The 21,161-nt window shown below is 62.4% G+C and carries 26 protein-coding genes and 1 tRNA gene; 10 read left to right on the top strand and 17 right to left on the bottom strand.

The annotated features are described in order from the left end of the window. The first annotated feature begins 225 nt into the window (after nt 1-225). Complete coding sequence (locus GGD53_RS19400; RefSeq protein WP_184458473.1) at nt 226-909, top strand: winged helix-turn-helix domain-containing protein; 684 nt, start codon at nt 226-228, stop codon at nt 907-909. A gap of 58 nt (nt 910-967) precedes the next feature. Then, nucleotides 968-2,350, top strand: coding sequence for a sensor histidine kinase (locus tag GGD53_RS19395; RefSeq protein ID WP_184458471.1), 1,383 nt, complete (start codon nt 968-970; stop codon nt 2,348-2,350). Here the strand turns inward: GGD53_RS19395 and GGD53_RS19390 are convergent. The 9 genes from GGD53_RS19390 to GGD53_RS19350 form a co-directional block, all read right to left on the bottom strand. Next, nucleotides 2,247-3,143, bottom strand: coding sequence for a glycosyltransferase family 25 protein (locus GGD53_RS19390; RefSeq protein WP_184458469.1), 897 nt, complete (start codon nt 3,141-3,143; stop codon nt 2,247-2,249). The two genes, GGD53_RS19395 and GGD53_RS19390, sit on opposite strands and share 104 nt — an antisense overlap. Nucleotides 3,144-3,261: 118 nt before the next feature. After that, nucleotides 3,262-3,474: a hypothetical protein gene (locus tag GGD53_RS19385; protein ID WP_184458489.1), complete on the bottom strand. Its 213-nt coding sequence runs from the start codon at nt 3,472-3,474 to the stop codon at nt 3,262-3,264. 543 nt (nt 3,475-4,017) lie between these two features. Then, a complete protein-coding gene (locus GGD53_RS19380; RefSeq protein WP_184458467.1) occupies nt 4,018-4,608 on the bottom strand; it encodes a hypothetical protein in 591 nt (196 codons plus the stop codon). Nucleotides 4,609-4,621: 13 nt separating this feature from the next. After that, a complete protein-coding gene (locus tag GGD53_RS19375; RefSeq protein WP_184458465.1) occupies nt 4,622-4,819 on the bottom strand; it encodes a response regulator transcription factor in 198 nt (65 codons plus the stop codon). Then, nucleotides 4,816-5,112 (bottom strand): GcrA family cell cycle regulator, encoded by a 297-nt coding sequence (locus GGD53_RS19370; RefSeq protein ID WP_184458463.1) that lies wholly within the window; start codon nt 5,110-5,112, stop codon nt 4,816-4,818. The genes GGD53_RS19375 and GGD53_RS19370 overlap by 4 nt, the downstream gene beginning before the upstream one ends. Further along, a complete protein-coding gene (locus GGD53_RS19365) occupies nt 5,109-5,507 on the bottom strand; it encodes a hypothetical protein (protein ID WP_184458461.1) in 399 nt (132 codons plus the stop codon). The genes GGD53_RS19370 and GGD53_RS19365 overlap by 4 nt, the downstream gene beginning before the upstream one ends. Further along, the gene (locus GGD53_RS19360; protein WP_184458459.1) at nt 5,473-5,841 is read right to left on the bottom strand and encodes a hypothetical protein; all 369 of its coding nucleotides are present in this window, start codon (nt 5,839-5,841) and stop codon (nt 5,473-5,475) included. Before GGD53_RS19360 ends, GGD53_RS19365 begins: the two co-directional genes overlap by 35 nt. Nucleotides 5,842-5,876: 35 nt before the next feature. After that, on the bottom strand, nt 5,877-6,143 hold the full coding sequence (locus GGD53_RS19355; protein WP_184458457.1) for a sigma-70 family RNA polymerase sigma factor: 267 nt from the start codon (nt 6,141-6,143) through the stop codon (nt 5,877-5,879). Between the two features lie 138 nt (nt 6,144-6,281). Beyond that, nucleotides 6,282-6,506 carry a hypothetical protein gene (locus GGD53_RS19350; RefSeq protein WP_184458487.1) on the bottom strand — a complete coding sequence of 75 codons (225 nt, stop codon included), beginning with the start codon at nt 6,504-6,506 and terminating at the stop codon, nt 6,282-6,284. 83 nt (nt 6,507-6,589) lie between these two features. Between GGD53_RS19350 and GGD53_RS19345 the strand changes: the two genes are divergently transcribed. The 3 genes from GGD53_RS19345 to GGD53_RS19335 all read left to right on the top strand — a co-directional run bounded on the left by GGD53_RS19345 (nt 6,590) and on the right by GGD53_RS19335 (nt 8,530). Beyond that, nucleotides 6,590-7,237 (top strand): S24 family peptidase, encoded by a 648-nt coding sequence (locus tag GGD53_RS19345; protein WP_085777282.1) that lies wholly within the window; start codon nt 6,590-6,592, stop codon nt 7,235-7,237. 788 nt (nt 7,238-8,025) lie between these two features. Further along, nucleotides 8,026-8,289 (top strand): hypothetical protein, encoded by a 264-nt coding sequence (locus tag GGD53_RS19340; protein ID WP_184458454.1) that lies wholly within the window; start codon nt 8,026-8,028, stop codon nt 8,287-8,289. Between the two features lie 13 nt (nt 8,290-8,302). After that, nucleotides 8,303-8,530: a hypothetical protein gene (locus GGD53_RS19335; RefSeq protein ID WP_184458452.1), complete on the top strand. Its 228-nt coding sequence runs from the start codon at nt 8,303-8,305 to the stop codon at nt 8,528-8,530. 26 nt (nt 8,531-8,556) lie between these two features. On the opposite strand, the gene GGD53_RS19330 is transcribed toward GGD53_RS19335, so the two are convergent. The 4 genes from GGD53_RS19330 to GGD53_RS19315 all read right to left on the bottom strand — a co-directional run bounded on the left by GGD53_RS19330 (nt 8,557) and on the right by GGD53_RS19315 (nt 11,641). Further along, nucleotides 8,557-8,796 (bottom strand): DUF982 domain-containing protein, encoded by a 240-nt coding sequence (locus GGD53_RS19330; RefSeq protein ID WP_184458450.1) that lies wholly within the window; start codon nt 8,794-8,796, stop codon nt 8,557-8,559. An 890-nt stretch (nt 8,797-9,686) separates the two neighbouring features. After that, nucleotides 9,687-9,869, bottom strand: a complete 183-nt coding sequence (locus GGD53_RS19325) for a hypothetical protein (RefSeq protein WP_184458448.1) — start codon at nt 9,867-9,869, stop codon at nt 9,687-9,689. A gap of 60 nt (nt 9,870-9,929) precedes the next feature. Then, nucleotides 9,930-10,250 (bottom strand): twin-arginine translocation signal domain-containing protein, encoded by a 321-nt coding sequence (locus GGD53_RS19320; RefSeq protein ID WP_184458446.1) that lies wholly within the window; start codon nt 10,248-10,250, stop codon nt 9,930-9,932. 38 nt (nt 10,251-10,288) lie between these two features. Then, nucleotides 10,289-11,641 (bottom strand): hypothetical protein, encoded by a 1,353-nt coding sequence (locus GGD53_RS19315; protein ID WP_184458444.1) that lies wholly within the window; start codon nt 11,639-11,641, stop codon nt 10,289-10,291. Between the two features lie 457 nt (nt 11,642-12,098). Between GGD53_RS19315 and GGD53_RS19310 the strand changes: the two genes are divergently transcribed. Further along, entirely contained in the window at nt 12,099-12,488 is a 390-nt protein-coding gene (locus GGD53_RS19310) for a hypothetical protein (protein ID WP_184458442.1), read from the top strand. 60 nt (nt 12,489-12,548) lie between these two features. Here GGD53_RS19310 and GGD53_RS19305 read toward each other — a convergent pair whose 3' ends face one another. Continuing rightward, entirely contained in the window at nt 12,549-12,995 is a 447-nt protein-coding gene (locus tag GGD53_RS19305; RefSeq protein ID WP_184458440.1) for a hypothetical protein, read from the bottom strand. Between the two features lie 244 nt (nt 12,996-13,239). Continuing rightward, nucleotides 13,240-13,316: transfer RNA gene (locus tag GGD53_RS19300), tRNA-Pro, on the bottom strand. Nucleotides 13,317-13,578: 262 nt separating this feature from the next. On the opposite strand from GGD53_RS19300, the gene GGD53_RS19295 reads away from it, so the two are divergent. Beyond that, nucleotides 13,579-13,986: a hypothetical protein gene (locus GGD53_RS19295; protein ID WP_184458438.1), complete on the top strand. Its 408-nt coding sequence runs from the start codon at nt 13,579-13,581 to the stop codon at nt 13,984-13,986. Nucleotides 13,987-14,311: 325 nt separating this feature from the next. On the opposite strand, the gene GGD53_RS19290 is transcribed toward GGD53_RS19295, so the two are convergent. After that, a complete protein-coding gene (locus GGD53_RS19290) occupies nt 14,312-17,287 on the bottom strand; it encodes an NAD(P)-dependent oxidoreductase (RefSeq protein ID WP_184458436.1) in 2,976 nt (991 codons plus the stop codon). A 602-nt stretch (nt 17,288-17,889) separates the two neighbouring features. On the opposite strand from GGD53_RS19290, the gene GGD53_RS19285 reads away from it, so the two are divergent. The 3 genes from GGD53_RS19285 (at nt 17,890) to GGD53_RS32290 (ending at nt 19,970) form a co-directional block, all read left to right on the top strand. Then, the gene (locus GGD53_RS19285; protein WP_281413922.1) at nt 17,890-19,116 is read left to right on the top strand and encodes a TCR/Tet family MFS transporter; all 1,227 of its coding nucleotides are present in this window, start codon (nt 17,890-17,892) and stop codon (nt 19,114-19,116) included. Nucleotides 19,117-19,273: 157 nt separating this feature from the next. Beyond that, nucleotides 19,274-19,648 (top strand): nuclear transport factor 2 family protein, encoded by a 375-nt coding sequence (locus GGD53_RS19280; RefSeq protein ID WP_184458432.1) that lies wholly within the window; start codon nt 19,274-19,276, stop codon nt 19,646-19,648. Continuing rightward, entirely contained in the window at nt 19,551-19,970 is a 420-nt protein-coding gene (locus GGD53_RS32290) for a carboxymuconolactone decarboxylase family protein (RefSeq protein ID WP_348647439.1), read from the top strand. Before GGD53_RS19280 ends, GGD53_RS32290 begins: the two co-directional genes overlap by 98 nt. Before the next feature lie 109 nt (nt 19,971-20,079). On the opposite strand, the gene GGD53_RS19270 is transcribed toward GGD53_RS32290, so the two are convergent. Continuing rightward, complete coding sequence (locus tag GGD53_RS19270; RefSeq protein WP_184458430.1) at nt 20,080-21,138, bottom strand: dipeptidase; 1,059 nt, start codon at nt 21,136-21,138, stop codon at nt 20,080-20,082. Between the last annotated feature and the right edge of the window lie 23 nt (nt 21,139-21,161).

Below are 21,161 nucleotides of genomic sequence, written 5' to 3'. Positions count from 1 at the left end.
TCCACAAATGGCATCGGAAGCCCTCCCTCCGACACACTATGACTTGTCGACCATCAACCCGGTTCATTCTGTCAGGCATCAGCCCGGGCTGTACCGGGGTACAGCCCGGACACGCAGACCCAGTCGCCGGCGAACTCCCCGCCCATCGCCTTACCAATCCGTAAGTTGCCGCCGGGCCGCCCACTCGGCTAGATCTGGCCACTCCAGGCATGCCGGGAGCGGCCGATGCGAATCCTGCTGATCGAGGACGATACCAAGACGTCCGATTATATCGCCAAGGGCTTCGCCGAGGCGGGGCACGTCTGTGACGTCATCGCCGACGGCCGCGACGGGCTGTTTCAGGCGCAGCGCGAGGCCTATGACGTCATCGTCGTCGATCGCATGCTGCCGGGCCTCGACGGCCTGGCGATCGTGCGTTCACTCAGGGCTGCCAAGGTCGGCACGCCGGCGCTGTTCCTGACCTCGATCGGCGGCGTCGACGACCGGGTCGAGGGGCTGGAGGCCGGCGGCGACGATTATCTCACCAAACCTTTCGCCTTCTCCGAGCTTCTGGCGCGCGTCAATGCGCTCGGCCGGCGCCCGCCGGTGCAGGAGCAGCGCACGGTCTTGAAGGTTGCCGATCTCGAGCTCGATCTGATCCGGCGCGAGGCCCGCCGTGCCGGCCAGGTGATCGAGCTGCAGCCGCGCGAGTTCACCCTGCTCGAGGTGCTGATGCGCGGCGAAGGCCGGGTGATCACCAAGACGATGCTGCTGGAGCGGGTCTGGGATTTCCACTTCGATCCGAAGACCAGCGTCGTCGAGACTCATATCAGCCGCCTCAGGGCCAAGGTCGACAAGCCGTTCCAGGCCCAGCTTCTGCACACGATCCGCAGCACCGGATACAGCCTGCATGCGCCTCGAACAGGATGATTTCAGGCCCATCGGCGTGAAAATCTCAAATCCTGTTCGCAATTCAAAGAGTAAGAGCATGATGTCGTCCGAAAACCGCGCACACTTTTCGGCATCATGCTCTAGCCTGCGCAGGAGCACGCCGTTCCGCCTCGCCGTCACCTTCGGCGTGCTCTTCGTCGTCGCCTTTGTCTTCAGCGGCGCGATCATCTATCACATGCTACGCCTCGGCCTCGGCCGCGATGTCGACCAGTCGCTGAGCGAGATGAATTCACTGATTGTCTCGACCTATCAGCCCGGCGACACCGAAGATCTGATCAACACGCTGAACAATTATGCAAGCTTCCAGTCGACCTCCGACGGGCTCTATTCGCTGACCGAGCTTGCCGGCAATTTCGCAGCCCCTCGCATCCCGAACGGCGTCTATACCGTCACCTCGCGCGATGTCGGGCTGAAGGGGCATGAACGCTACCGGATGCAGGTGTCGACGATCGGCCCCTACAGCCTTGTCGTCGCCGAGAACTTCAACGATGCCGACGAGATGCTGCGGATCGTGCTGGTCAGCTTCGAGTGGGCAGCGGCCATCGTCGTGGCGACGGCGATCGGCGGCGGCGTCTTTCTCGCCGTTCGCGCCCAGGCGCGATTGGATCGGGTCGCCAACACCATGAACGACGTCTCCCACGGCGCGCTCGACGCCCGCATTCCGATCAGCGGCAACGGCGACGACCTCGATACGGTGGCGATCCAGATCAATGCGGCGCTGGAGCGGCTGCAGAGACTGGTCGAGAGCATGCGGCAGGTGAGCGCCGATATCGCCCACGATCTGAAAACGCCGCTCAACCGGCTGCGCCTGACACTGGATGCCGCCGTGGCCGGAAACGAGCAGCAGGCGGATGTTTCGGCTCTGCTTGATGAAGCGCGAAACGAAAGCGACCGGATCAACGCCACCTTCGAGGCGCTGCTGCGCATTTCCCAGATCGAGGCCGGCGCCCGCAAGGAGCGCTTCCAGGCAATTGATATCGACGCCGTGCTGAGCGTCATCTCCGAGGTCTATATCGATGTCGCCGAAGATGCCGGGCAGTCGTTCCGGATTGCCGCGCGTGCGCCCGCCGTCATCTGGGGCGACCGCGATCTCTTGACGCAGATGATCGCCAACCTGGTGGAGAACGCGATCAACCACTGCCCGGCCGGAACCCGCATCACACTGTCGCTCCGCCGCCAGGAAGATCGCGCCATTCTCTCGGTCACCGATACCGGCCCCGGCATTCCCGCTGAGGAAAGGGACAAGGTCTTCCGGCGCCTCTACCGGATCGACAAGAGCCGCACGACGCCGGGCAGCGGCCTCGGCCTCAGCCTCGTCAAGGCGATCGCCGAGCTGCATTCGGCCGAGATTGCGCTGGCGGACAATCGTCCCGGCCTTCGCGTTTCGATCGCCTTCCCACTGATGCCCGAGAAATCCTGAGCCGCCATGCCGCGAGCCTGATGAAGCGGGTGACAAAACGGCGGATTTCGGCCGCAGCGCGAAATGGCAGCACGCTCCACGGCCGGCGACGGCCGAGCCGGTAGGCCGAAAGCCCCGCCTGGATCTGCGAGCAGGGATCGGCCCTTTGGCTCACCGGCAGCGGATCGACGAAGCAGGCGCGCAGACCGTCATCGAACTCCAGGTCGAAGGCGAGATCATAAGGCAGCCGCATCGGCAGAAGCACCCCGGCAATCCAGCCGGCCGCCTTGCGGTTGATCAGATAGGCGCCGGAGCCCTTCTCGCGGGTCAGTGCGATGGCGAGCGAGCGGGCGCCCGTCAGCGGCTCGACCCGGTATTTTCGCCCGGAATTGACCGTCGACAGCCGCAGAATATCCCACTCTGCCTGATGGCGAAGGGCGGCATCGAGCACTTCGGCGAAATCATCGTCGAAGTCGAGATCGTCTTCGAGAATGAGGGCAAATTCGCCATTGCTGCCGAGGAAGCGCCTGGCGCATTGGACATGGCTGAGATAGCAGCCGATCTCGAAAGGGTTTGGCCGACGGCCGTGCCGACTTACATAGGATGCCTCGTCGAAGTCGGGATGCGGCAGGCTCAGCCCAGCCCCGTCGATCGCCGCCACCCGCTCATAGGCAAGGCCGAAGCCTGCCAGCAGCCGTTCCATTCGAAACCGGCGCAACGGCGCGCGGTCGAGATTGATGAGGTAGGTATTCACCTGCAGGCTGACCGGATGAATGGCCGGCATAAGGGCGGCGGGTGCGGCACGCATGTTCATGAGAGCTGGCCTCGACTTGGCAATGACGGCGCCAAGCCTGCGCTGCCAACCTCACCGGGACTTCGCCTGAACCATACATTTTCGTAAGCTGCGCCATCGCAAGCCGAGGGATGCATCCTTACGGATCGGTATTGTCCCGGCAAAGAGCCCGTAAGAATGCCGCGCTACAGCTCGTCTGCTGCACGCAATGGGTCACTTCCCTTCCCGCGATCATGACGACATCAATCACGCCTTCGATGACGACGGCGACCCATTGCGTGCCGCGCCGGATCGTCATCGCCCCCACAGGACGCAGCAGCTGCACTTGGCATGAAAGGCCGGCTCCTTCCATGTTGAAACCGTTGCCGCTGGCCGTCGTTCAAATCGTTCTGACGCGCCTCGCATCCAAAATACACCGTCGGCTCGGGAACAACGGGCTTCGCCGATCGTAAGTATCGTGGGCCGTGCGGAGGTGCTTATAACACAGCCATGCACTTCGATACTCTGTGCGGCCCACTCCGATCAAAGCTAGGGCGCGTCCACGTATGTGGGAGCGCCCGCATTCTTGCCCACTTCTGATTGGAGCGGCAGCCCATAGGCGCCCTGGATAAACTGATTGTCGTTGGCGCTGTACCGTGCAGCCCCCTCATCCGACCCTTCGGGCCACCTTCTCCCCGAGGGGAGAAGAGGGAGCAAGGTGCGCTTGCCGTACCCAGTTGAACCGCCTGTTCGAAGGCACTCCATCTGATAGAGTCGAGGGAGAAACGGCATTCTCCCCTTCTCCCCAGCGGGGAGAAGGTGGCCCGAAGGGTCGGATGAGGGGGCCGCACGGCACGCCGCTGCTATAGCGATCTGGGTGTAATGTTTGGGAGCGCCAACACGCTCGCCTCCTCCCTCACCCCTTCGCCCTGCGCAGCGCAATCAACCCCCGCCGCAGCCACAGCAATTGCTGCGGCGGCATCTGGCGCAGGTGTTCGTAATCCATTACCGCCACGTTATAGACGGTGCTGCGCACCTGCGGCCCGTCCTCGCAGCGCAGAAGGACGGCCTGCAGTTCCATCATGCGGTTGCTGGCCTTGCGGGCGCGGTCGGCGAGGCTTTCGGTCACCTCGCCTTCGTGGCCCTTGACGGCAAAGAGCGACTGGGCCCTCGGGCTCGGGGCCGGAATGCCCGTCGTCTTGTGGTAGCGGGCCATGACCTCGGCATAGTCGTCGCCGGCCTGGCGCTGCTCGTCGGTGATCAGCCCGTCGAGGAACATGCGGCCGAGGGTATAACCGGCATAGGGGCTTCTGACGGTCTCGTCGGCCACCGTCCTGCCGAAGCCGTGGATGCGCCGGCGCGCCGCCATCGCCACGCTGATATTCTCCTTCTCGGTTTCGAAGGGCTTGATCTTGCCGCAAGGGAAACGCTCGACATTGGCCTTGCGCGGCCGGCCGGCGCCCTTGTTTGCCCGCTGTATCTTCACCTTGGTGGCCTTGCCGCCCATGCTGATATCCTTCCTATTGAATGATGCCGTTTCGAAGTGCGGCGGCGACCAGGGCGGTCTCCTTGAACACGCCGAGTTTCGCCTTGGCGTTGGCAATGTGGGTGTTGACGGTGATCGGCGAGATGCCGAGGATGGTGCCGATCTCGGCGGCGGTCTTGCCTTGCGCCATCCAGCCGATGATTTCTCGCTCGCGCGGGGTGACGGCACTCACGACGCCGGCCCGTCGATGGTCGGCACGCGCGGCATCGTCACCTCGGCGCCCGACAGCGTCACCCGCCTGACACGGTCGGGATGGCGGATCGGCGCGGGCGCCTGGCCGGCGACCGTAAGCTGCTTGCGGGCATCCTGCCTCGGCGGGAACCTGTCGCGGTTGCGGTGCGCCATGTTGATGACGGTGTTCTTCTTCGAGCCGAAGAGTTCGGCGATTTGACGCGCCGAAAACCCCTCCTGCCAGAGCTTCTGCGCCTTGACGATCTTGTCTTCCGTCCAGAACAGATCTCTCATCCCACTGCCTCCTGTGCGTCTCGTGCGGCCCTTGCGATGACCGGGTTGTCGGGAAACATCTCAGCCAGCGCCCGTTTGGCGCTGCGGCTGCCGTTTGCCGCCTGTCTCAGCAGCCGCATCTTGTAGGCGGCGACCTTCGGCTGCGGCTGTTCGGGCGGCGATTCGACGCGCGGGCGGCTTTGCGCCGTCATCGCCGCCTGCTGCTGGCGGGCGATTTCGGCGAAGCTCGCCGCGCTCGGGGCGAAGGCGCGGTTATGGTCCCTGACCTTGCCGGACAGGAACAGCTTGGCGGCGCGCCAGAGCGCTTCTGCCGGAATGCCGTCGATGGCGACGAGATAGGCGCGGATCTGCATGTCGGGATCAATGCCGGCGGAGGCCGGAAAGCCCGAAAGCATCCCCGCTATGATCTTTACCGGAGAGGAAATCTCTTGCGGCATCGACCGTTGTCCTTCTGCCCACGCTTGCATTGATCGACCCGGCTTCCCTCGCCTTCTCATTGAAATACCAATCGGATTTGATCGCCCGCCAGCCACGCAGGATCTGCATCTCGGCGGCCTCGACCGGGTTGCCGGTCTTCAGATATTCCTTGAGCTGGATCCTCGCCGCATAGGCCGTCAGCGGCTTCTTCAGCGTGCGGCTGCGATGCTCGATGATCGCCGCCGCCAGCTCCTGCCCCAGCACCGGGCTCAGGATCTCCATGATGTTCTTGTTCATCTCTTCCTTTTCCATGCGATTGCCTTCCTGCTCGAGGCGTGTCTGCGCCCTCAAACCCGCAGCCTCGGCCGCCCGCCGGCGAAATTGACCGGGGCGCCCGGCCTGGCGGCGCGGCCGGCAAAGCGCCTGAGCTGCCGGCCGGCATGGTCGTGCTGGGCGGTGTCGCCCTTCTCGGCGCTGCGAAGCCGGTGGATCTCGCTTTCCACCGAAGGCACCGACACCCCGAGGATGGCTGAGATTTCGATATAGTCCCGGCCGGAGCGGAAGAGCTCGAGGGCGTTCATGTCAGTGCCTCGATGCGCAGGAGCGATGCTCATCGCTTGATCCTCTTTCTCATTTCGATCCGCAGCCGGCCCTCCCCGCCGAGCGGGCGCCGGCCAGATCGTTCATTGTCAAACTTGTGGAAGAGGCTGGCGTCGCCGAGGGAGCGCGACGACGCCAGCTGCCGATAGCCTTCAGGGAGGAGTGAGGCTGTCGGATTTGGTGAGCGGCTCAGAACCGGGAAAGACCGGCGTCTGCCGCATCTCTTCCGGTTCGGTCTGCCGGCCGCAATTTTCGCAATGACGCTCGATCACCTCGGCGATCGACAGCGCCCTGCCGCAGTGCGGGCAGCCGATGTAGTGGGCACAGGCAAGGCCCGAAAGCCGGGGTCTGTTGTTGATGATGGCGGTGCTTGTCATGGCCATAAGGGTACGTAAAATACCTCGCACGTCAAGCGATTTAGGGCATTACATGTACCTTTTTTTAGGGTATAATTTATATCATGTTGAAAGATCAGGAACAATTTGAGCGCGAAGAACGCGCAAAGCGTCTGGTCATGGCCAGGAAGAACGCAGGCTTTGCGGGGCCGAAGGCGATCGTCGATCGTTTCGGCTGGAACGCCAATGTCTACAAGGCGCACGAGTCGGGCCGGAACGGCTTCGGCATCGCCGACGCGAAGAAATATGCCAAGGCGTTCAGGGTCAATCTCAACTGGCTGCAGTTCGGAACCGGCGATGCGCTCGATCCGGAGGAGCGGCCGGTTTCCGTCGCCGACGTGCCGAAGATCTCCTGGGTCAGCGCCGGCCAGCTGACCGAGCAGGCGCCGATCACCGACTTCTCCGAATTCCCGACCGTCGCCGCGCTCGATCTCCCCGACGGCGACTGGATCGCGCTCGAGGTCGAGGGCAATTCGATGAACAAGATCTCGCCGCCAGGCTCGATCATTTTCGTCAACCGCCGCGACAAGCGCCTGGCGCCGAACGCGCTCTATGTCGTCGCCGACGAGACCGGGGCTGCGACCTACAAGCGCTATCGCCCGAACGACAATCCGCCCTTCCAGCCCGCCTCCTACGAGGACGTGCCGCCGCCGGAATTCCACGGCGCCGTCACCATCGTCGGCCGCGTCCGGCGGTCGGTGATCGAGATGTGAGAGTCCACACTCTTCCAAAAACCTCAACCAATTCCGCGATGTAACGCTTACCGCTCCAGCAAAATTCCAACCACTTCGCAAAAAGATTCAAGATGATCCGCCCGTCCTCATGAGCCGGCGGAATCTGGTTCCATTTCGTGACGCTTGCCGTGCTGATCATCGCTTTCTCAGCGGGGGCGATCCTGTTTTGAGGTGAACCTCTCGCGTGGCCGAAACCGGCTCTACCCGGCGCTCCAATCGCCGCGGTCAAACTGCCTGCAACGACCTCGCGGACCGACGCGCCTGCAAACAACGCTTCGAGCGCAGCTGTAAAATCTGAAAGCCGCGCCGCAAAGCAGAGCGGATCATCGCCGCCGCCCGCCCGCCTGTGCTATCCTGATCTCTCTCACTCCCTCTCTTCCATCTCTTTCCAGTTCCTGAAGGCTGGTGAGGGAGGGTTCCGGCCAAAGCTTCCCCCTACCCCATGAGCAAAACCCATGAAGCCGGGAGAGCATTGGCCATGTCCTGAAGGCCGGAGCCGGGATGGGACACGTGCCAGAGGGGCCATTCGCTTCGCCCTCGTCCTGATTTTCTGACAGCGCACTTAAGGACTTTCGCTTCCCGCGCCGCTGGGCTTCGTCAGCTCGGGAGTTGCACCCGGTCGCCCAATCACTTGGCTGAGACATACGCCTACGATTCGTACCCCGTCAACCATTCAGGTATTTTTTATACCTTTTGCGATTGACGATCTAGGGTATGTTATATACCTTTCTCGATAGGCCGACCAGCCGGCACGAGAGGGCAGAGCAATGCAGCATATCCGCAAGATCGAGACCGAGCAGAGCCGGCGGGACACCCGCTGGAATGCGGTGCGCGGGCTCGATGACTGCGATGCCTATATGGCCAACGAGGCCCAGCGCATGGGCGCCCTCGGCTTTGCCTATCTCGGCCGCCCCGAACATTCGGTCCGCGGCCCGTCATGGCTGCGCGGCGCCACCGCCAGCGTCGAGGCGCATTACCGCTACGCCCGCGAGATCATGGGCATCACCGATGGCGATCAGCTTTACGCCTGAGGGAGAAACTAAAATGTCCGCCGATTGCGTCATCAAAGCCTTTTCCGGCTGCACCTGCCGGCCCGGCCAATGCGCCGAGAAGCCCATCATTCCGACGCCCGTCACCTTCGTCTCCTGGCGGATTCAAGCAGTCACCTGCATCGCCTTCGGTTTCCTGGCCGCGATCCTCTCGGCCGCGTGGATGGAGCCGCAACTCAAGAATCGCGATCTCGACAATCAGGAGCAGGTGTCATGGAAGTGAGCGGATGCTTTTCCAAGCGCCGCAGGTCAGGAGCTGAACTTGATGTCGCTCGCCTTTGCCGCGGTAATGAACGCCCGCCGCACCTGCTCGGGCTCGGCAACATCGTTGAAGACATCAAGCACCAGCAGCTCGGCAGCCTTGACCGCCGGCGTCTGCTCCGGCCAATCGTTGAGCAAGGTATTGCCTGCCTGGACGACGTTATAAACGGTCCTGGTCTTGCCATTGATGGTGATCTTCACCGGCTTGAAGCTTCGTCGCCTGCTCATGATGCAGCCCCCTCACGCGGAACACGCGACTCAACGAGCGACGTCGGGACTCGTTCCGGTTGAGTGACTATCTCACATGTTATTGTCGCTGGGCGAATCAACTTGCCGGCAGCCAGACGTGCGAGAGCCAGAAAACGTGGCGACCAGTTTCTAGGTCGACCCCCTAACGCGCGGGAGACAGGAGGGTAGCAAATCTCGCCTGAGGGCCCACCGAATACATATCAGTCTTGAGTTGTAGATAATTTGCCACTTGGAGAATAACTACAATCTTGCGGCTATCCATGTATATATAGCCGCCAGAATAGCATTCACGATCGTATTAATCATTGCAATAAATATTGATTTGTGTAAAGTAATTGTACAGCGCCTAGACGCGCAACGCCAAGGAAACACCCCCTTTCTTAATCCCCGCTTTTCGCGGGGCTTTCTTTATCAAGTTGAATCTCGGAGACGGGTGGACCTTTTCCCGTTTTTATCCTTGGAGCTTGAGTGCTGTTACCGCGGCAGCTCCGCCTTTCCATCGCGCACGGCCCCGCCAAATTGCGGGGTTTTTCCGTTCCGTGCGGCTGCTAGGGGCTGGCCCCCATCTGGCGCTGCGTTCGATTTACGCTGGCCAGGCAAGCATATCTCGCAGAGATCAACGAAGCGACCCACCGGGGGGAGAACAGCGCTTCCGCACATTCGTCTGGGACGACACATTCAGGGCGAATACATACTCGACACTCGTCCATGATGAGAGTGACGAGATCGCCTTGTCCAAAGGCGCGCATCCGCAGCCTGGAAACAGCGCCTTCAGAAAGCCTGTTCAGAACACAAGAGGGAATGCATCAGTCCCGATGCCGGTCCGGACGAGGACGTCAGCGTCAGAAAGATCGGCGCAGCGGATCGGCTCACTTAACGCCACCCTTATAGCTGACTTTATAAATCACCCCGTTTGTGTCCTCCGAGATCAGCAGCGAGCCCTCCGGCGTTATCGCCAGTCCCGCGATCCGCCCGTATTCGGACTGGTGATCGTCGCTCAAGAAGCCCGTGAGGAAATCTTCCTTGCCCGTTGGTTCGCCTTTGTCGAACATGACCCGTACGACCTTGTATCCGGCGGGATCGGAGCGGTTTTGTGGCCGGCGATCGGCCGCTCAGGCGGGCTTCGGCTGATGGAAGCGGCACCAGCCATTAGGGCTGATTTCGCCTGCGACGATCTCACATGCGTTCGGCTCCATGAAATGGGTGCATCCGCCGCAGCGGCGGCCACGATTCGGCGAGTCCTGATATCGTGCCTCGCGCTTGGGCGTTGTTCCCACGCGCGCCGCCGGCGATGACGGACTTGTCATGCAGGACGCCAGCACTCCGGTGCTGGCGGCGACAGCGCCGGCGAGCGAGACTTTCAGAAGTTTTCGGCGAGATAGCTTTTGGTTCGGGGCCGATCCGCGATGTCCCCCGTTACGACGCTGGTTCATGATCTATCCTCCCTAAAGGAGCGCACGGATAGGTACACTTAGATCGACTTCAAATACTCGATGAGATCGTCCTTTTCCTGAGCGCTCAGATCCAACTTCAAATGATCGTTGTAGTGCTCGACGACGTCCTCGAGGGTGGCAAACCGGCCGTCGTGGTAGAAGCCGCCCTTGTGGACCTTGTCCATGTTCCACAGGGCCCGCAACGGCGCTGTCCTGTAGCGACCATCCGGGGATCGCTTCGCCTGGAAATCGTCTATGCCGATCTCGTCCGCCGTATGAAGGTTCCAACCGGGCTCTGTGAAGAGCGGCGGCACATGGCAAGCGGCGCACTTGGACTTGTCGTTGAAGAGGGCCTTTCCCTTCTCCGCCGCCGCACTGTCGAATGTGCCATCTGGCGGCTGCGGGGTGGGCAGGGATAGCTGATAGAAATGCAGCGCCGGAAGTTTGGCGGTGATCCGGTCTTCCCCGTCCTGCTTGTGACCCTGCTTTGTCCTGGCTGCAACCGGATACTTCTCGGCGTCGTCCAGCCGCGGATCGTAGAACACGCCTTTTCCGTGCATCTCGAGATTGCCGACATAGGCGTTCCAGTAGCTGACGTTCCCCCAGGCCCCGGTCCAGGTATGGTTATTCACGCCCGCCAATCCGAATGCGGGGGGATTGAGCGTTGCGGCCGTCTTGCCGTCCGGGCGGAATGCCTTTCCGTCCAGGTTGAGCTCGGCGTCGAACTTGCCAGGCCCCCAGGCGGCCACCGCCTTCCTCACGTCGGCTTCGGAGATTTGCAGCATCTCGGTGAATGCCGTGAGGTCAGGCGCCAACCCGACGATCGCACCGATGTTCAGGTCGCGGTTGGGCCAGCCATCCAGCCTACGGCCGATGCCGGGAGCGTAGGCGTCGTCGACTGTCGAATGGCACACCGCGCACTGGATGCCAACCGACGTCAGCGTCTTGCCGTCGTCGCCGAAAAATCCGGTTACCCCGACAACGGCATTGGCCTTCAGCAGCAGAAGCGTGCTCGCCGGATCGTCAAGATCGACCTTGGCCTTATTGAGCGCTGCGGCGACGTCCTTAGGGACGGCGTTGAGATCGACCTTCAGACCGAGCTCCAGAGCCTCTTTGGGGCTGAGTCCCGGCCCCTTGCCACCCAGCTTCTCACCCGCGATGGCCTCGTGAAGCTTGAGTTTGCCTCCCCAGAAGTCCTCACTGCCGAACGTGTCGAAGCGGAATGTCTCGCGGCCCTCCTCCAGGAATCGTCTGGCTTGGGCGGCTGCCGCCGCATCAAAATCCTTGCCGCCGACAGAGGCTTTTTTGGCCGTCTGGGCGGCCGCCGGGATCATCGTTGAACAGAGGAGAAGAAGGAAAAAAGCTGCTGTACCATGAGAGCGTAGAGACATAAAAATCCCTCCACGCAGCCGACGTTGTCGGCTTGCGCACCTGGTTTTACGGCAATGAAACAACTCCCATCCACAATATTACAACATGCTAAATTAGCAATGGAAATCCTTTGTTCTTGCCCAGTCTGAGGCTCACAGCCGATTGACTTTCTTGGTATGATTTTCATCGCCCTTGGATTTGCGGGGATTCACCTCGGCCAGCATTGAACGTGATGTGATGGGTCAAGGGCCTTCGCGGCCGATAGGGTCTGAGCGTTCGCAGTGCCGCCCGAAGTGCCGCCGAAGGACATCGCGCCGGAATGGGGCTCTGCCCCGATGAACCAGACGCACCAGATGAGCATGAGACGCCCAGTGAATTGCACCTCAATGCGCAACGGGGTGATGGTTAATACCACCTGTTATTGAGCTTACGGTTCACTGTTGCTTCCATCGTCGTTTTCTCCTATTTTGGCGGCGAATGACCGCCCCCAATTTCACCTTTCTTACAGTCACAGCCGCAACCGTTGTAACGGCTGTGTGGGGCATTGGCGGCTGGTACTTCTTCAAAAGAGACCAAGCCGAAGGCCGCGCGCCACATGATGAGAGCTTTCAGCATATATGTTGGGTGGCAACCATCCCCATGTCGCTCTTGGCTTATTTCCTCTTCCTCGGAGGTGATCTTGAAGCTCAGACTGGCATGGACCTATTCGCCACCGTGGTTCTCGGTGAAGTGCTTGGTTTCGGCATAATCGCGATGTTCCACGAGGCTGTCTGGGGGCATCGGTTCAACCGCCTTGAACGCCCTTTGGGGGTGACGATGGCTGTAGGCGTGTTTTTATATTGCATCGCCGTAACATTTCATCCTTAGTTCGGCGCTTCCTCAGCGTTAGCAGCTCCCCTTTGGCCGGATCGTGATTTCCAGGGCCTCTTAAACAGTCGGTGTGGTGACCTCGGTCAACTTGTTCGCAGCCTGCCGCAGAGCGGTCGGAGACCCGGCGAAGAGCTTCGCGTTGGTCTGTGCGATTTTCTGCTCATCCTTCAACGCCTGGACAAGCTTCTGCGTCTCCCCCTTCCCGAGAAGGGTTTCGAGGCGCGCGACATTAAAATCGACATCGACGAACGCCTCACCCTTGGCGGCAGCATTTCGAACACTGCCGATGGCTTGGCCGGCGGCAAGGTTCCGCCTCGCCTTCTCCGGTTCCTGCGATATTGGCACAAGGCCAATACCGCGATCGACACTGCAGGAAGACAGGTAACGCTCCGCTATGTCATGACATATGCCGGGAAGAAGATCATCAAGCCGCATAAAGCCTTCATGACGATTCGGGATGCCGCCAGCTTCAGTGACGATGTGACGCCGCACGTCCTGCGGCATACGCGCGCTACGTGGCTTGCGCAAGCGGGTATATCGAGCAGCGGCAGCATCTCTGGGTATGACGTCGGAAGAATTTGAGCGGACTTATTTGCACGCAAGTCCAGACTTCCAACAGGCGGCAACGAACGCATTCTAATCCGTACGCTGCGCAATGGGGCCGCAATCGGTCCGATAGATGAAAATGAAGCTTTGTAGACTTTCGGGAAAGTGGTAAATTACGTGAGTTAAATCAGTAATTTACAACTGGTCGGAGTGGAGTGATTCGAACACTCGACCCCCACGTCCCGAACGTGGTGCGCTACCAGACTGCGCTACACTCCGTGACCAGCGGCGCTTCTATAGAACAGCCTATCTGGTTGCACAAGCACCAAATTTCAAAAAACCGAGGGAATTTTTGACGGGTTGATGACAGCGGCCGGAATGGGCCGCTGCAGCAAAAAGACACACTCGGAGCAAATCGCACGGAAGTGCAAAAGGGGCAATTTTCTTTTGCCGGGTTCCGCGCTAAAGGGCTCGGCGGGACAGGCGAAACCGCCGCGACGGCGGCTTCGCAGCCATTGCGCTAGAGATCAGGGACGACACGATGAAACTCCGCACCATTACCGCGGCCGGGCTTACAATTGCGCTTGCCGGATGCACGACCATACCTTCCGCCGGCAATCCGATCGAGGCCCGCTGGGTCGGCAAATCGGCCGGCATCTTCTTTGCCGCCTATGGACCGCCGATCAGTGACAGCGAGCAAGGCGCCACCACCGTCTATACCTGGCGCGGCGGCTACAAGACCGTGCGCATTCCGGCAAAATACGCCGAAGGCGCCGACGGCAAGCGCGGCAAGCAGATCGCCGCCGCCCGCACCGCCTATCTGCGCTGCCAGGCCGAAATCACCACCAATTCCGACTACACGATCCGCGACATCCGCACCGTCGCCGACATTCCCGGCGTCAACGGCCCGTCCTATTGCGCCGAATTCCTGGCGCCCGAACAGAAGTAACGGACGGTTCGTCCGGCATATGGAGACAGGCGGCCAGGGTGCCGCCTGTTTTCGTTTGGGGCTATGCGCAGCCCGAACAACGGGACACTGTATGAGCCTAAGACCCCTCCCCAACCCCTCCCCACAAGGGGGAGGGGCTAAGGCGCGGCTTCGGCGGCGACTACGGAGAGGTCTTGCTGGCCGTTACTGTTCTGCGGAATGCTACGGTACGGCTTATCTGAAGTGGTGCGGCATCCTAGCCCCTCCCCCTTGTGGGGAGGGGTTGGGGAGGGGTTTTGGCTTGGTCGCAACCGGACGGACGCAAGCGAAGCGCCGGCCGCTAAGTTCACCCCTCCGCCGGCCCGTAAAGGCCGAGCTCATCGAGAAGCGCCCGCTGCCGGTCGGCGTTTTCGACCAAAAGGGCGGTGTAACGCTCGACGATCCGCGCGCGGTGAGCCGGGTCGGAGACGGCGGACAGCGCGCCTGATATGGCGGCGATCTTTTCCGAGGTCCGGCGCAGTTCCTCCAGCAGCTCGGCCTTGCCGCCGGCCTCGGCGACCACCTGCTTCGTCACCTTGCCGATGCCGGCCGGCGTGCGGCTGCCGGCGGAGACGTAACCCTCCGGCAGGTCACCCTTGAGATTGACGACCGACTTGAAGCGGATGACGTCGAAGATCTGGTCGACCGCCTGCTTGGCGCCGGTCACCCGCGAGGGGTGGTCGGTATCGGCGGCGGCATGCGGCAAGAGCTCGAGCTTGCCCTTGTGGCGCTCATCAAGCGGCAGGTAGGGCAGCATCGGGCCGCTGAGCGTGCCGGTCGCCGCATCCCTGAACAGGTCGGCGTCGATTGCCGCATGCCCGATCTTGCCCGACGACAGCGCCGCATCGAGCGCATCGGTATCGACGACCTCGCCGCGATCGTAATTGACCAGCACGGCGCCGTCCTTCATGGCGGAAAGCACCTTGGCATCGACGGTGCCGGCATTGGAATAGACGCCGGTCGACGCATCCAGGCGGCCGAGGCCGATATGGACAGAGAGCACGTCGGCGCCGCTAGCTGCTTCGACCGGGCTTGCGGCATAGTCGAAGCCTTCCGCCTCGATCCAGCGCTTGTGATGCTCGCGGGCATAGATCGCCACCTTCATGCCGAAAGCCTTGGCGAGCTTGGCGACTTCACGGCCGATATTGCCGTAGCCGAGCACGGCGAGCTTGCGGCCCTCGAGCTTTGCCGTCGGAAAATCCTTCAGCTGGCGGCCGGTGTCGAAATCGCCGCTGGCGACCATCCGGTGCAACCGGTCGACCGGCAGGTCGGGAACGACCTTCAGGATCGCCTTGAGAGCCATCTGGGCGGTCGCGCGGCTGTTGATGCCGGGTGTGTTCATCAGGGGCGCAGTGCCGCCCTCGCCGTTGCCGCCGCCCCAGGAGGCCGAGCCCATATTGCCGGTGCCGGCGCCGATGCGTACGCCGCCGAGCGGGAAGACCGCAGCCTTCGGGATGAACGTCGCCGCCGCAATCAGCGCGTCGTACTGACCCTTGTCGGTCTGTGGCAGGATCTCCGCCTCGGTGCTGAGGTTCGGCTGGTAGAAGAAATGGATCCGGCCTTTTTCGAGGCCGGCGCGATCACCGAGCGGACCGAGATGGAAGACGCCGCCCCTCTCCTCGATATAGGCCTTGACCTCGCTGTAATCAGGCTCACCGTCGGCGCCGAAACGCAAGCCGACAAGATCGGCAATCAGCACCGTATAGGCGCGGTTCGGATCGTCCTTGCGCACGGCGCCATCGGCCTTGACAGGCGCCTCGAAGGTCACACCGTTCTTTGCCAGCTCCTCTTCGAGAACGACGATCTTGGCCCTGAGATAGGCGTATTGCAGATTTTCCAGCAGTGCCACGACATCATCGGGCTCGCGGATGCCGCCGACCCAGGCGCGGTAATCGCCTGGCGTGCCCGGAAAGGCATTGACGTAGCGGGCCGCGTCGAGGCCGGGCTCATATTCGCCGTTCGGATGGGTGATGCCCTCATAACCGAGCAGCTGCTTGGAGCGGGCGATGATGCGGGCATGGATCGCGGCATCGGTGATATCGGCGTCCTCGACCTTCAGCAGCGTCACCGCCGCACCACGCCGTTCGGCATCGGTGACGGTCAAAGACAGCAGCGGATGCGACTTGACCCATTCGTCGATCACGGCGCGGTTGGCGGCGGAGCGGCGGTTGAGCTCGACGACGGAGCCGACCCGGGCTTCGGACTGCAGCAGGCCGAAGGTGGTCTCGGCGAAGGCGAGCGCGCTGTAGGTGTTGATGACGCCGCCGAGCATGCGGTCTTCGGCGGCATCGTAGAACGGGCCGGCATCGACGGAGCGCTTGGCCGAAAATGGCTGGCGCGGATCGATCGGCGGCGCGATCTTCAGCTGCCGCGGGATCGCCCAGGCGGGATCCTGCAGATTCTTCTCGATCAGCGCCAGCGCATGCGGGGTGAAGGAGGCGACGAAATAGCCGGATATGCCGCCGATCGCCTTCTGGAACGGCATGAACAGGCAGCATTTCGCCATCACGGCGCTGACCAGTTCCGGCTCCCAGGGCATGGCGCCGAGCATCGAGGTGGCGTCGAACACCGCATGGCGGTTGGCCGGATCGCCGTCGAGCCAGTTCAACAATTCGTGGATTTCGCCGCTGGTATAGGCGTTCGCCCCGGTCGTTTCGTGGCCGACGCCGACGAAGATCGAAACGCCGAGCGCCGTCAGTTCGGCCGCCGTCGGGATCACGCCCTCGGAGGCGGCGAAATGGATGCGGCTCTCGCAGCCCTTTTCGGCAAAGCGCTGCATCTCGATCAACTGCGTCGCCCAGGACTGGCGGAAGAAGCCGGCGGTCTTGGACGGATCGCTCTCCGGCCGAGGGGTATCGACATAGACGCGCTGGGAAGCGTCGTTGGCATTCATCAGATGCTGGATGCAGACGGTGAAGCCGCTATGGCCGCCGCCGAGCCCGACCGCCATGCGGTTGGTTTTGGGAAAGCCGAAATAGCGGTGGATCGCCCGCATCATATCGGTCAGGATCTTGTCGGCCGGATAGCCGCGATGCATGCTGCGGGAAATCTCGGCGGTGGTGAAGCCGCCGATATCGTTGCCCCGGTCGTCGAACTTGCGATAGGTCTTTTCGATCCAGGCGTCGAAGGCGATGCGCCGCAGGCGGCTATCGGCTTCGTCGGTCGTCGCGTCGGTGATCGGCCCGACGCCGAAGAACGGGTTGGACGCCAGTTTCGGCGCACCCGACGCGGTCTGTCGAAGGGCGATCAATCGCTGTTCCTGCATCTGCGCGATATCTGTCATTGCCTGCCTGTCTGTTTCCGGAGCTGAAGTTGCCGTTAATGGTGAAGCGACTGTTCCGGCAAGACAACCTCATATGCGCCGAACGACAGGCGAAACGCGTCATTGCTATGGCTGCGGGGATGTTCGCGCGTTTGGCAGGCGGGACGCTCCCATGCCCGCCCCTTCATCCGGCTGTGAAAGACCCCTCCCCAACCCCTCCCCACAAGGGGGAGGGACTAACCCGGAGTGCCCGCCTCGTTCCACTCGAAACGTCGCAAATATCGAAAATGGGTGCGGCAGGTTAAGTCCCTCCCCCTTGTGGGGAGGGGTTGGGGAGGGGTCTTGGTCGGGTTCGAAGCTTTTGCCCGTCGACATCGCAGCCACAGTCGCTCACCCTCTCAAAACAGACTTGCCGCACGCAACCATTCGGCGTATGTCTTTGCCCGTCGCGAAAAGCGACTGCCTCCCTTGATCCGCTCAGTGGCGGAGTAAATAGGTGGACGAATGGGTCGTCCAGGCGGTCGAGTACACGCCGGCCATGCGCTTCAGCCATGGTTCGGCCAGCACCTCCCTGAAACCAGCGCCTGACCAGATCAGGCCTCATCGTGAGCCATCGGCCCGCTCTGTGGGCGCGTGCGCTCGCGTCGACCCGGAACGCACCCATGACCAGATCCCTTGTCGTCATCTTCACCGCCATTGTCCTCGATGCCATCGGCATCGGCCTCATCTTTCCGATCCTGCCGTCGCTGCTGCAGGACATCACCCATAGCGACGACGTCGCCCCCTATATCGGCACGTTGACCGCCCTTTATGCGGTGATGCAATTCATCTTCGCGCCAGTGCTCGGGGCGCTGAGCGATCGGCTCGGCCGGCGGCCAGTGCTGCTGATTTCGCTGGCGGGTGCCGCCATCAACTACCTGTTTCTCGCCTTGGCGCCTAACCTGCTGCTGCTCTTCCTGGGCCGGGCGATTGCCGGGCTGACCAGCGCCAACGTCTCGGTGGCCACAGCCTATATCACCGACATCTCGCCGGAGGAGAAACGCGCCCGCCGCTTCGGCCTGTTCAACGCCATGTTCGGCCTCGGCTTCATCATCGGCCCGGTGCTCGGCGGCGTGCTCGGCGATTACTGGCTGCGGCTGCCCTTCATCGCGGCGGCCGCACTCAACGGCGCCAACCTGCTGCTCGCCTTCTTCGTCCTGCCGGAATCGCGGCCGGGCAGCCGCGAGACGATCGACCTTGAAGCGCTCAATCCGCTGAAGCCGCTGCGCGCCGTGCTCGAGATCAAAAGCCTGCTGCCCGTCATCTTCCTCTTCTTCCTCTTCAGCGCCACCGGCGAGGCCTACGGCACCTGCTGGGCGCTGTGGGGCAGCGACGCCTTTCACTGGAACGGGCTTGCGATCGGCCTGTCGCTCGGCGCCTTCGGCATATGCCAGACGCTGGCCCAGGCCTTCCTGCCGGGACCGGCCGTCAGGCTGCTCGGCGAGCGCGGGGCGATCCTGACCGGTATTGCCGGCGTCTCGATCGCCCTTACCGTCATGGCCTTTGCCGACCGGAGCTGGATGATCTTTGCGATCATGCCGGTCTTCACGCTCGGCGGCATTGGCGTGCCGGCGCTGCAGTCGCTGGCAACCCGGCAGGTCGACGAAAACAGCCAGGGCCAGTTCCAGGGCGTGCTGGCCTCGGCCGTCAGCCTCGCCTCGATTGTCGCGCCGCTTGGCTTCTCCAGCATCTATTTCCTCGTCCGAGGGGAATGGCCGGGCGCCATCTGGCTCTCGGTCGTCGCCGTCTACGCGCTCACCCTGCCGCTTGTTTTGGGTCTCGGGCAGAAGAAGCCGGCGCCGGCAGGCTGACGCATCTGGGGAAAGCGGCGGTCGAGACGGTTGCTGGCGTGATACCGACCGGCCGCATGCTTTGGCATGAACGCATCGCTATCTGGCAGTTCCGCCCCTGGCAACGCCTGCTGCAGCCATGCGAATTTCTCCCGCCAACAACAGCTATGGAAACACGATGCGCCGCGATACCGAACTGCTGGATGCGATCCAGACCTATTTCGATGCCCTCTATGCCTGCGATCTCGCCTTGTTCGACCAGGTCTTTCACCCCGCCTGCACCCTGTTTGACGCAGATGAGGGAAGGATCACGGTCGATCCGATCGCCGATTACCGCCAGGTGATCGCCAAGCGGGTGTCTCCGGCGAGCCGGGCGCAGGATCGCGAGGACGAAATCATCCTGATCGACTGGCTGTCGCCGAAGGCGGCCACGGTGAAGGTCCGGTTGCGCATCCATGCCAATGTCTTCATCGACCACCTCTGCTTCGCAAGGGGCGCCGAGGGCTGGCGGATCGTCGCCAAGGTCTGGCATCTCGAAAGCGTCAAAGCCTGAACCTCAGGCCAGCGCCGCGGTGCCGCTGTCGAAGAGGGAATGGTCGTTCGCCGTCACCACCCGCTGCGACGGCTGCATCGCCGTGCACGCCAAGAAGGTCGTCGAACTCGGCGCGTCCGAGGGCGAAATCGCCGAGGCGCTCGCGTGGCGATCGCTCTCAACGCCGGCGCCGCGCTCACCTATACCGCCCGCGTGTTCGACGCGGTCGCGGCGCTGCCGGGGCGGCGAGGGCAGCCCCTCATCCGCCTGCCGGCACCTTCTCCCCGTAAACGGGGCGAAGGGACAAGCCGCGACCTTTCGGTCTCTCACCGAAGTCTCGTAGGGCACGTCCCCTCTCCCCGTCAGAACGGGGAGAGGGTTAGGGTGAGGGGCAGCTATTGGCACCTCGCAGGCGCGATAGAGCTCCGTCAAAAGCCGCATCTGCTTCGCGATCACGGCCCGCTCTTCCATGTCAGTCCGAACACACGCAGCCAGTTGTCGAAAGCGAATTTCGACAGGCTCTCTCTGTCGAACCCGCATTTGCGCATCGCGTCGAACAGATGCGGCAGGCCGCTCGCATCCTTGATCCCGCGAGGCATCACCGCGCCGTCGAAATCCGATCCGAGGGCGACCCGGTCTTCGCCGACGCGGTCGATCAGATACTCGATATGGCGAACGATGTGGTCGAGCGGGGTATCGTCGTTCAGATGACCGTCGGCGCGAATGTCGTTGACCGAGAGGTTGAAGCCGATCACGCCGTCTGTATCGCGGATGGCGTCGAGCTGCCGATCGGTGAGATTGCGGGTCGAGGGGCAGATGGTGTGGGCGCAGGCATGGGTGACGACGAGCGGGGCGTCGCTCAAGGCCGCCACGTCCCAGAAACCGCGTTCGTTCAGATGCGCCAGATCGATCATGATGCCGAGCCGATTGCAGGTCCTCACCAGGTCCTTGCCGATCCCGGTCAGTCCGGGGCCGGTATCCGGCGACTTGGGATAGGCGAAGGGAACACCGAAGCCGAAGATGTTCGGGCGGCTCCAGACCGGCCCGAGCGCGCGCAGGCCCGCCGCATAGAGCCGGTGGAGATAGTCGAACTCGCTATCCAGCGCTTCGGCCCCTTCCATGTGAAGCACGACGGCAAAGGCGCCCTCGGCTCTGGCGGCGGCGATCTCATCGACATCGACCGCCAGGCGCATCCGACCGTCGGAGCGGCGGATCAATCTCTCCAGCGCCAGACGCTGGGCCTCGATTTGCCGGCGGGCACAAAGCGGATCGAGGCTCTCGGCATAGATGACCTCGTAGCCGTTCTCAGTGATGATCAGGTCATTTTCCGGCGGATGCTCCGGAGCCGCATGCAGCGCGAACAAGCCGCCGGCCAGGCCGCCCTCGCGGGCTCTGGGCAGATCGAGATGCCCGGTTTCAGACCGCATCAGAAAGTCGCGCCCGGAGGAGGTGTATTCCGCGATGAATTGAACCGCGTCATTGTGCCCGTCGAAGATTTCGGTGTCGGCCATGTCGGTTTGCTCCTGGAATTTCC

This window comes from Rhizobium aethiopicum (genome assembly GCF_014197535.1).
GTDB classification, from domain to species: domain Bacteria; phylum Pseudomonadota; class Alphaproteobacteria; order Rhizobiales; family Rhizobiaceae; genus Rhizobium; species Rhizobium aethiopicum_A.
This window is presented reverse-complemented; position numbering and strand designations above follow the sequence as displayed.

Bases quoted from the DNA above. Each gene is read 5' to 3' on its own strand.
- GGD53_RS19400 (WP_184458473.1), top strand. From the start codon at position 226: ATGCGAATCCTGCTGATCGAGGACGATACCAAGACGTCCGATTATATC.
- GGD53_RS19395 (WP_184458471.1), top strand. From the start codon at position 968: ATGATGTCGTCCGAAAACCGCGCACACTTTTCGGCATCATGCTCTAGC.
- GGD53_RS19390 (WP_184458469.1), bottom strand. From the start codon at position 3,143: ATGAACATGCGTGCCGCACCCGCCGCCCTTATGCCGGCCATTCATCCG.
- GGD53_RS19385 (WP_184458489.1), bottom strand. From the start codon at position 3,474: ATGGAAGGAGCCGGCCTTTCATGCCAAGTGCAGCTGCTGCGTCCTGTG.
- GGD53_RS19380 (WP_184458467.1), bottom strand. From the start codon at position 4,608: ATGGGCGGCAAGGCCACCAAGGTGAAGATACAGCGGGCAAACAAGGGC.
- GGD53_RS19370 (WP_184458463.1), bottom strand. From the start codon at position 5,112: ATGAGAGATCTGTTCTGGACGGAAGACAAGATCGTCAAGGCGCAGAAG.
- GGD53_RS19365 (WP_184458461.1), bottom strand. From the start codon at position 5,507: ATGCTTTCGGGCTTTCCGGCCTCCGCCGGCATTGATCCCGACATGCAG.
- GGD53_RS19360 (WP_184458459.1), bottom strand. From the start codon at position 5,841: ATGGAAAAGGAAGAGATGAACAAGAACATCATGGAGATCCTGAGCCCG.
- GGD53_RS19355 (WP_184458457.1), bottom strand. From the start codon at position 6,143: ATGAGCATCGCTCCTGCGCATCGAGGCACTGACATGAACGCCCTCGAG.
- GGD53_RS19350 (WP_184458487.1), bottom strand. From the start codon at position 6,506: ATGACAAGCACCGCCATCATCAACAACAGACCCCGGCTTTCGGGCCTT.
- GGD53_RS19345 (WP_085777282.1), top strand. From the start codon at position 6,590: ATGTTGAAAGATCAGGAACAATTTGAGCGCGAAGAACGCGCAAAGCGT.
- GGD53_RS19340 (WP_184458454.1), top strand. From the start codon at position 8,026: ATGCAGCATATCCGCAAGATCGAGACCGAGCAGAGCCGGCGGGACACC.
- GGD53_RS19335 (WP_184458452.1), top strand. From the start codon at position 8,303: ATGTCCGCCGATTGCGTCATCAAAGCCTTTTCCGGCTGCACCTGCCGG.
- GGD53_RS19330 (WP_184458450.1), bottom strand. From the start codon at position 8,796: ATGAGCAGGCGACGAAGCTTCAAGCCGGTGAAGATCACCATCAATGGC.
- GGD53_RS19325 (WP_184458448.1), bottom strand. From the start codon at position 9,869: ATGTTCGACAAAGGCGAACCAACGGGCAAGGAAGATTTCCTCACGGGC.
- GGD53_RS19320 (WP_184458446.1), bottom strand. From the start codon at position 10,250: ATGAACCAGCGTCGTAACGGGGGACATCGCGGATCGGCCCCGAACCAA.
- GGD53_RS19315 (WP_184458444.1), bottom strand. From the start codon at position 11,641: ATGTCTCTACGCTCTCATGGTACAGCAGCTTTTTTCCTTCTTCTCCTC.
- GGD53_RS19310 (WP_184458442.1), top strand. From the start codon at position 12,099: ATGACCGCCCCCAATTTCACCTTTCTTACAGTCACAGCCGCAACCGTT.
- GGD53_RS19305 (WP_184458440.1), bottom strand. From the start codon at position 12,995: ATGCCGCAGGACGTGCGGCGTCACATCGTCACTGAAGCTGGCGGCATC.
- GGD53_RS19295 (WP_184458438.1), top strand. From the start codon at position 13,579: ATGAAACTCCGCACCATTACCGCGGCCGGGCTTACAATTGCGCTTGCC.
- GGD53_RS19290 (WP_184458436.1), bottom strand. From the start codon at position 17,287: ATGACAGATATCGCGCAGATGCAGGAACAGCGATTGATCGCCCTTCGA.
- GGD53_RS19280 (WP_184458432.1), top strand. From the start codon at position 19,274: ATGCGCCGCGATACCGAACTGCTGGATGCGATCCAGACCTATTTCGAT.
- GGD53_RS32290 (WP_348647439.1), top strand. From the start codon at position 19,551: ATGCCAATGTCTTCATCGACCACCTCTGCTTCGCAAGGGGCGCCGAGG.
- GGD53_RS19270 (WP_184458430.1), bottom strand. From the start codon at position 21,138: ATGGCCGACACCGAAATCTTCGACGGGCACAATGACGCGGTTCAATTC.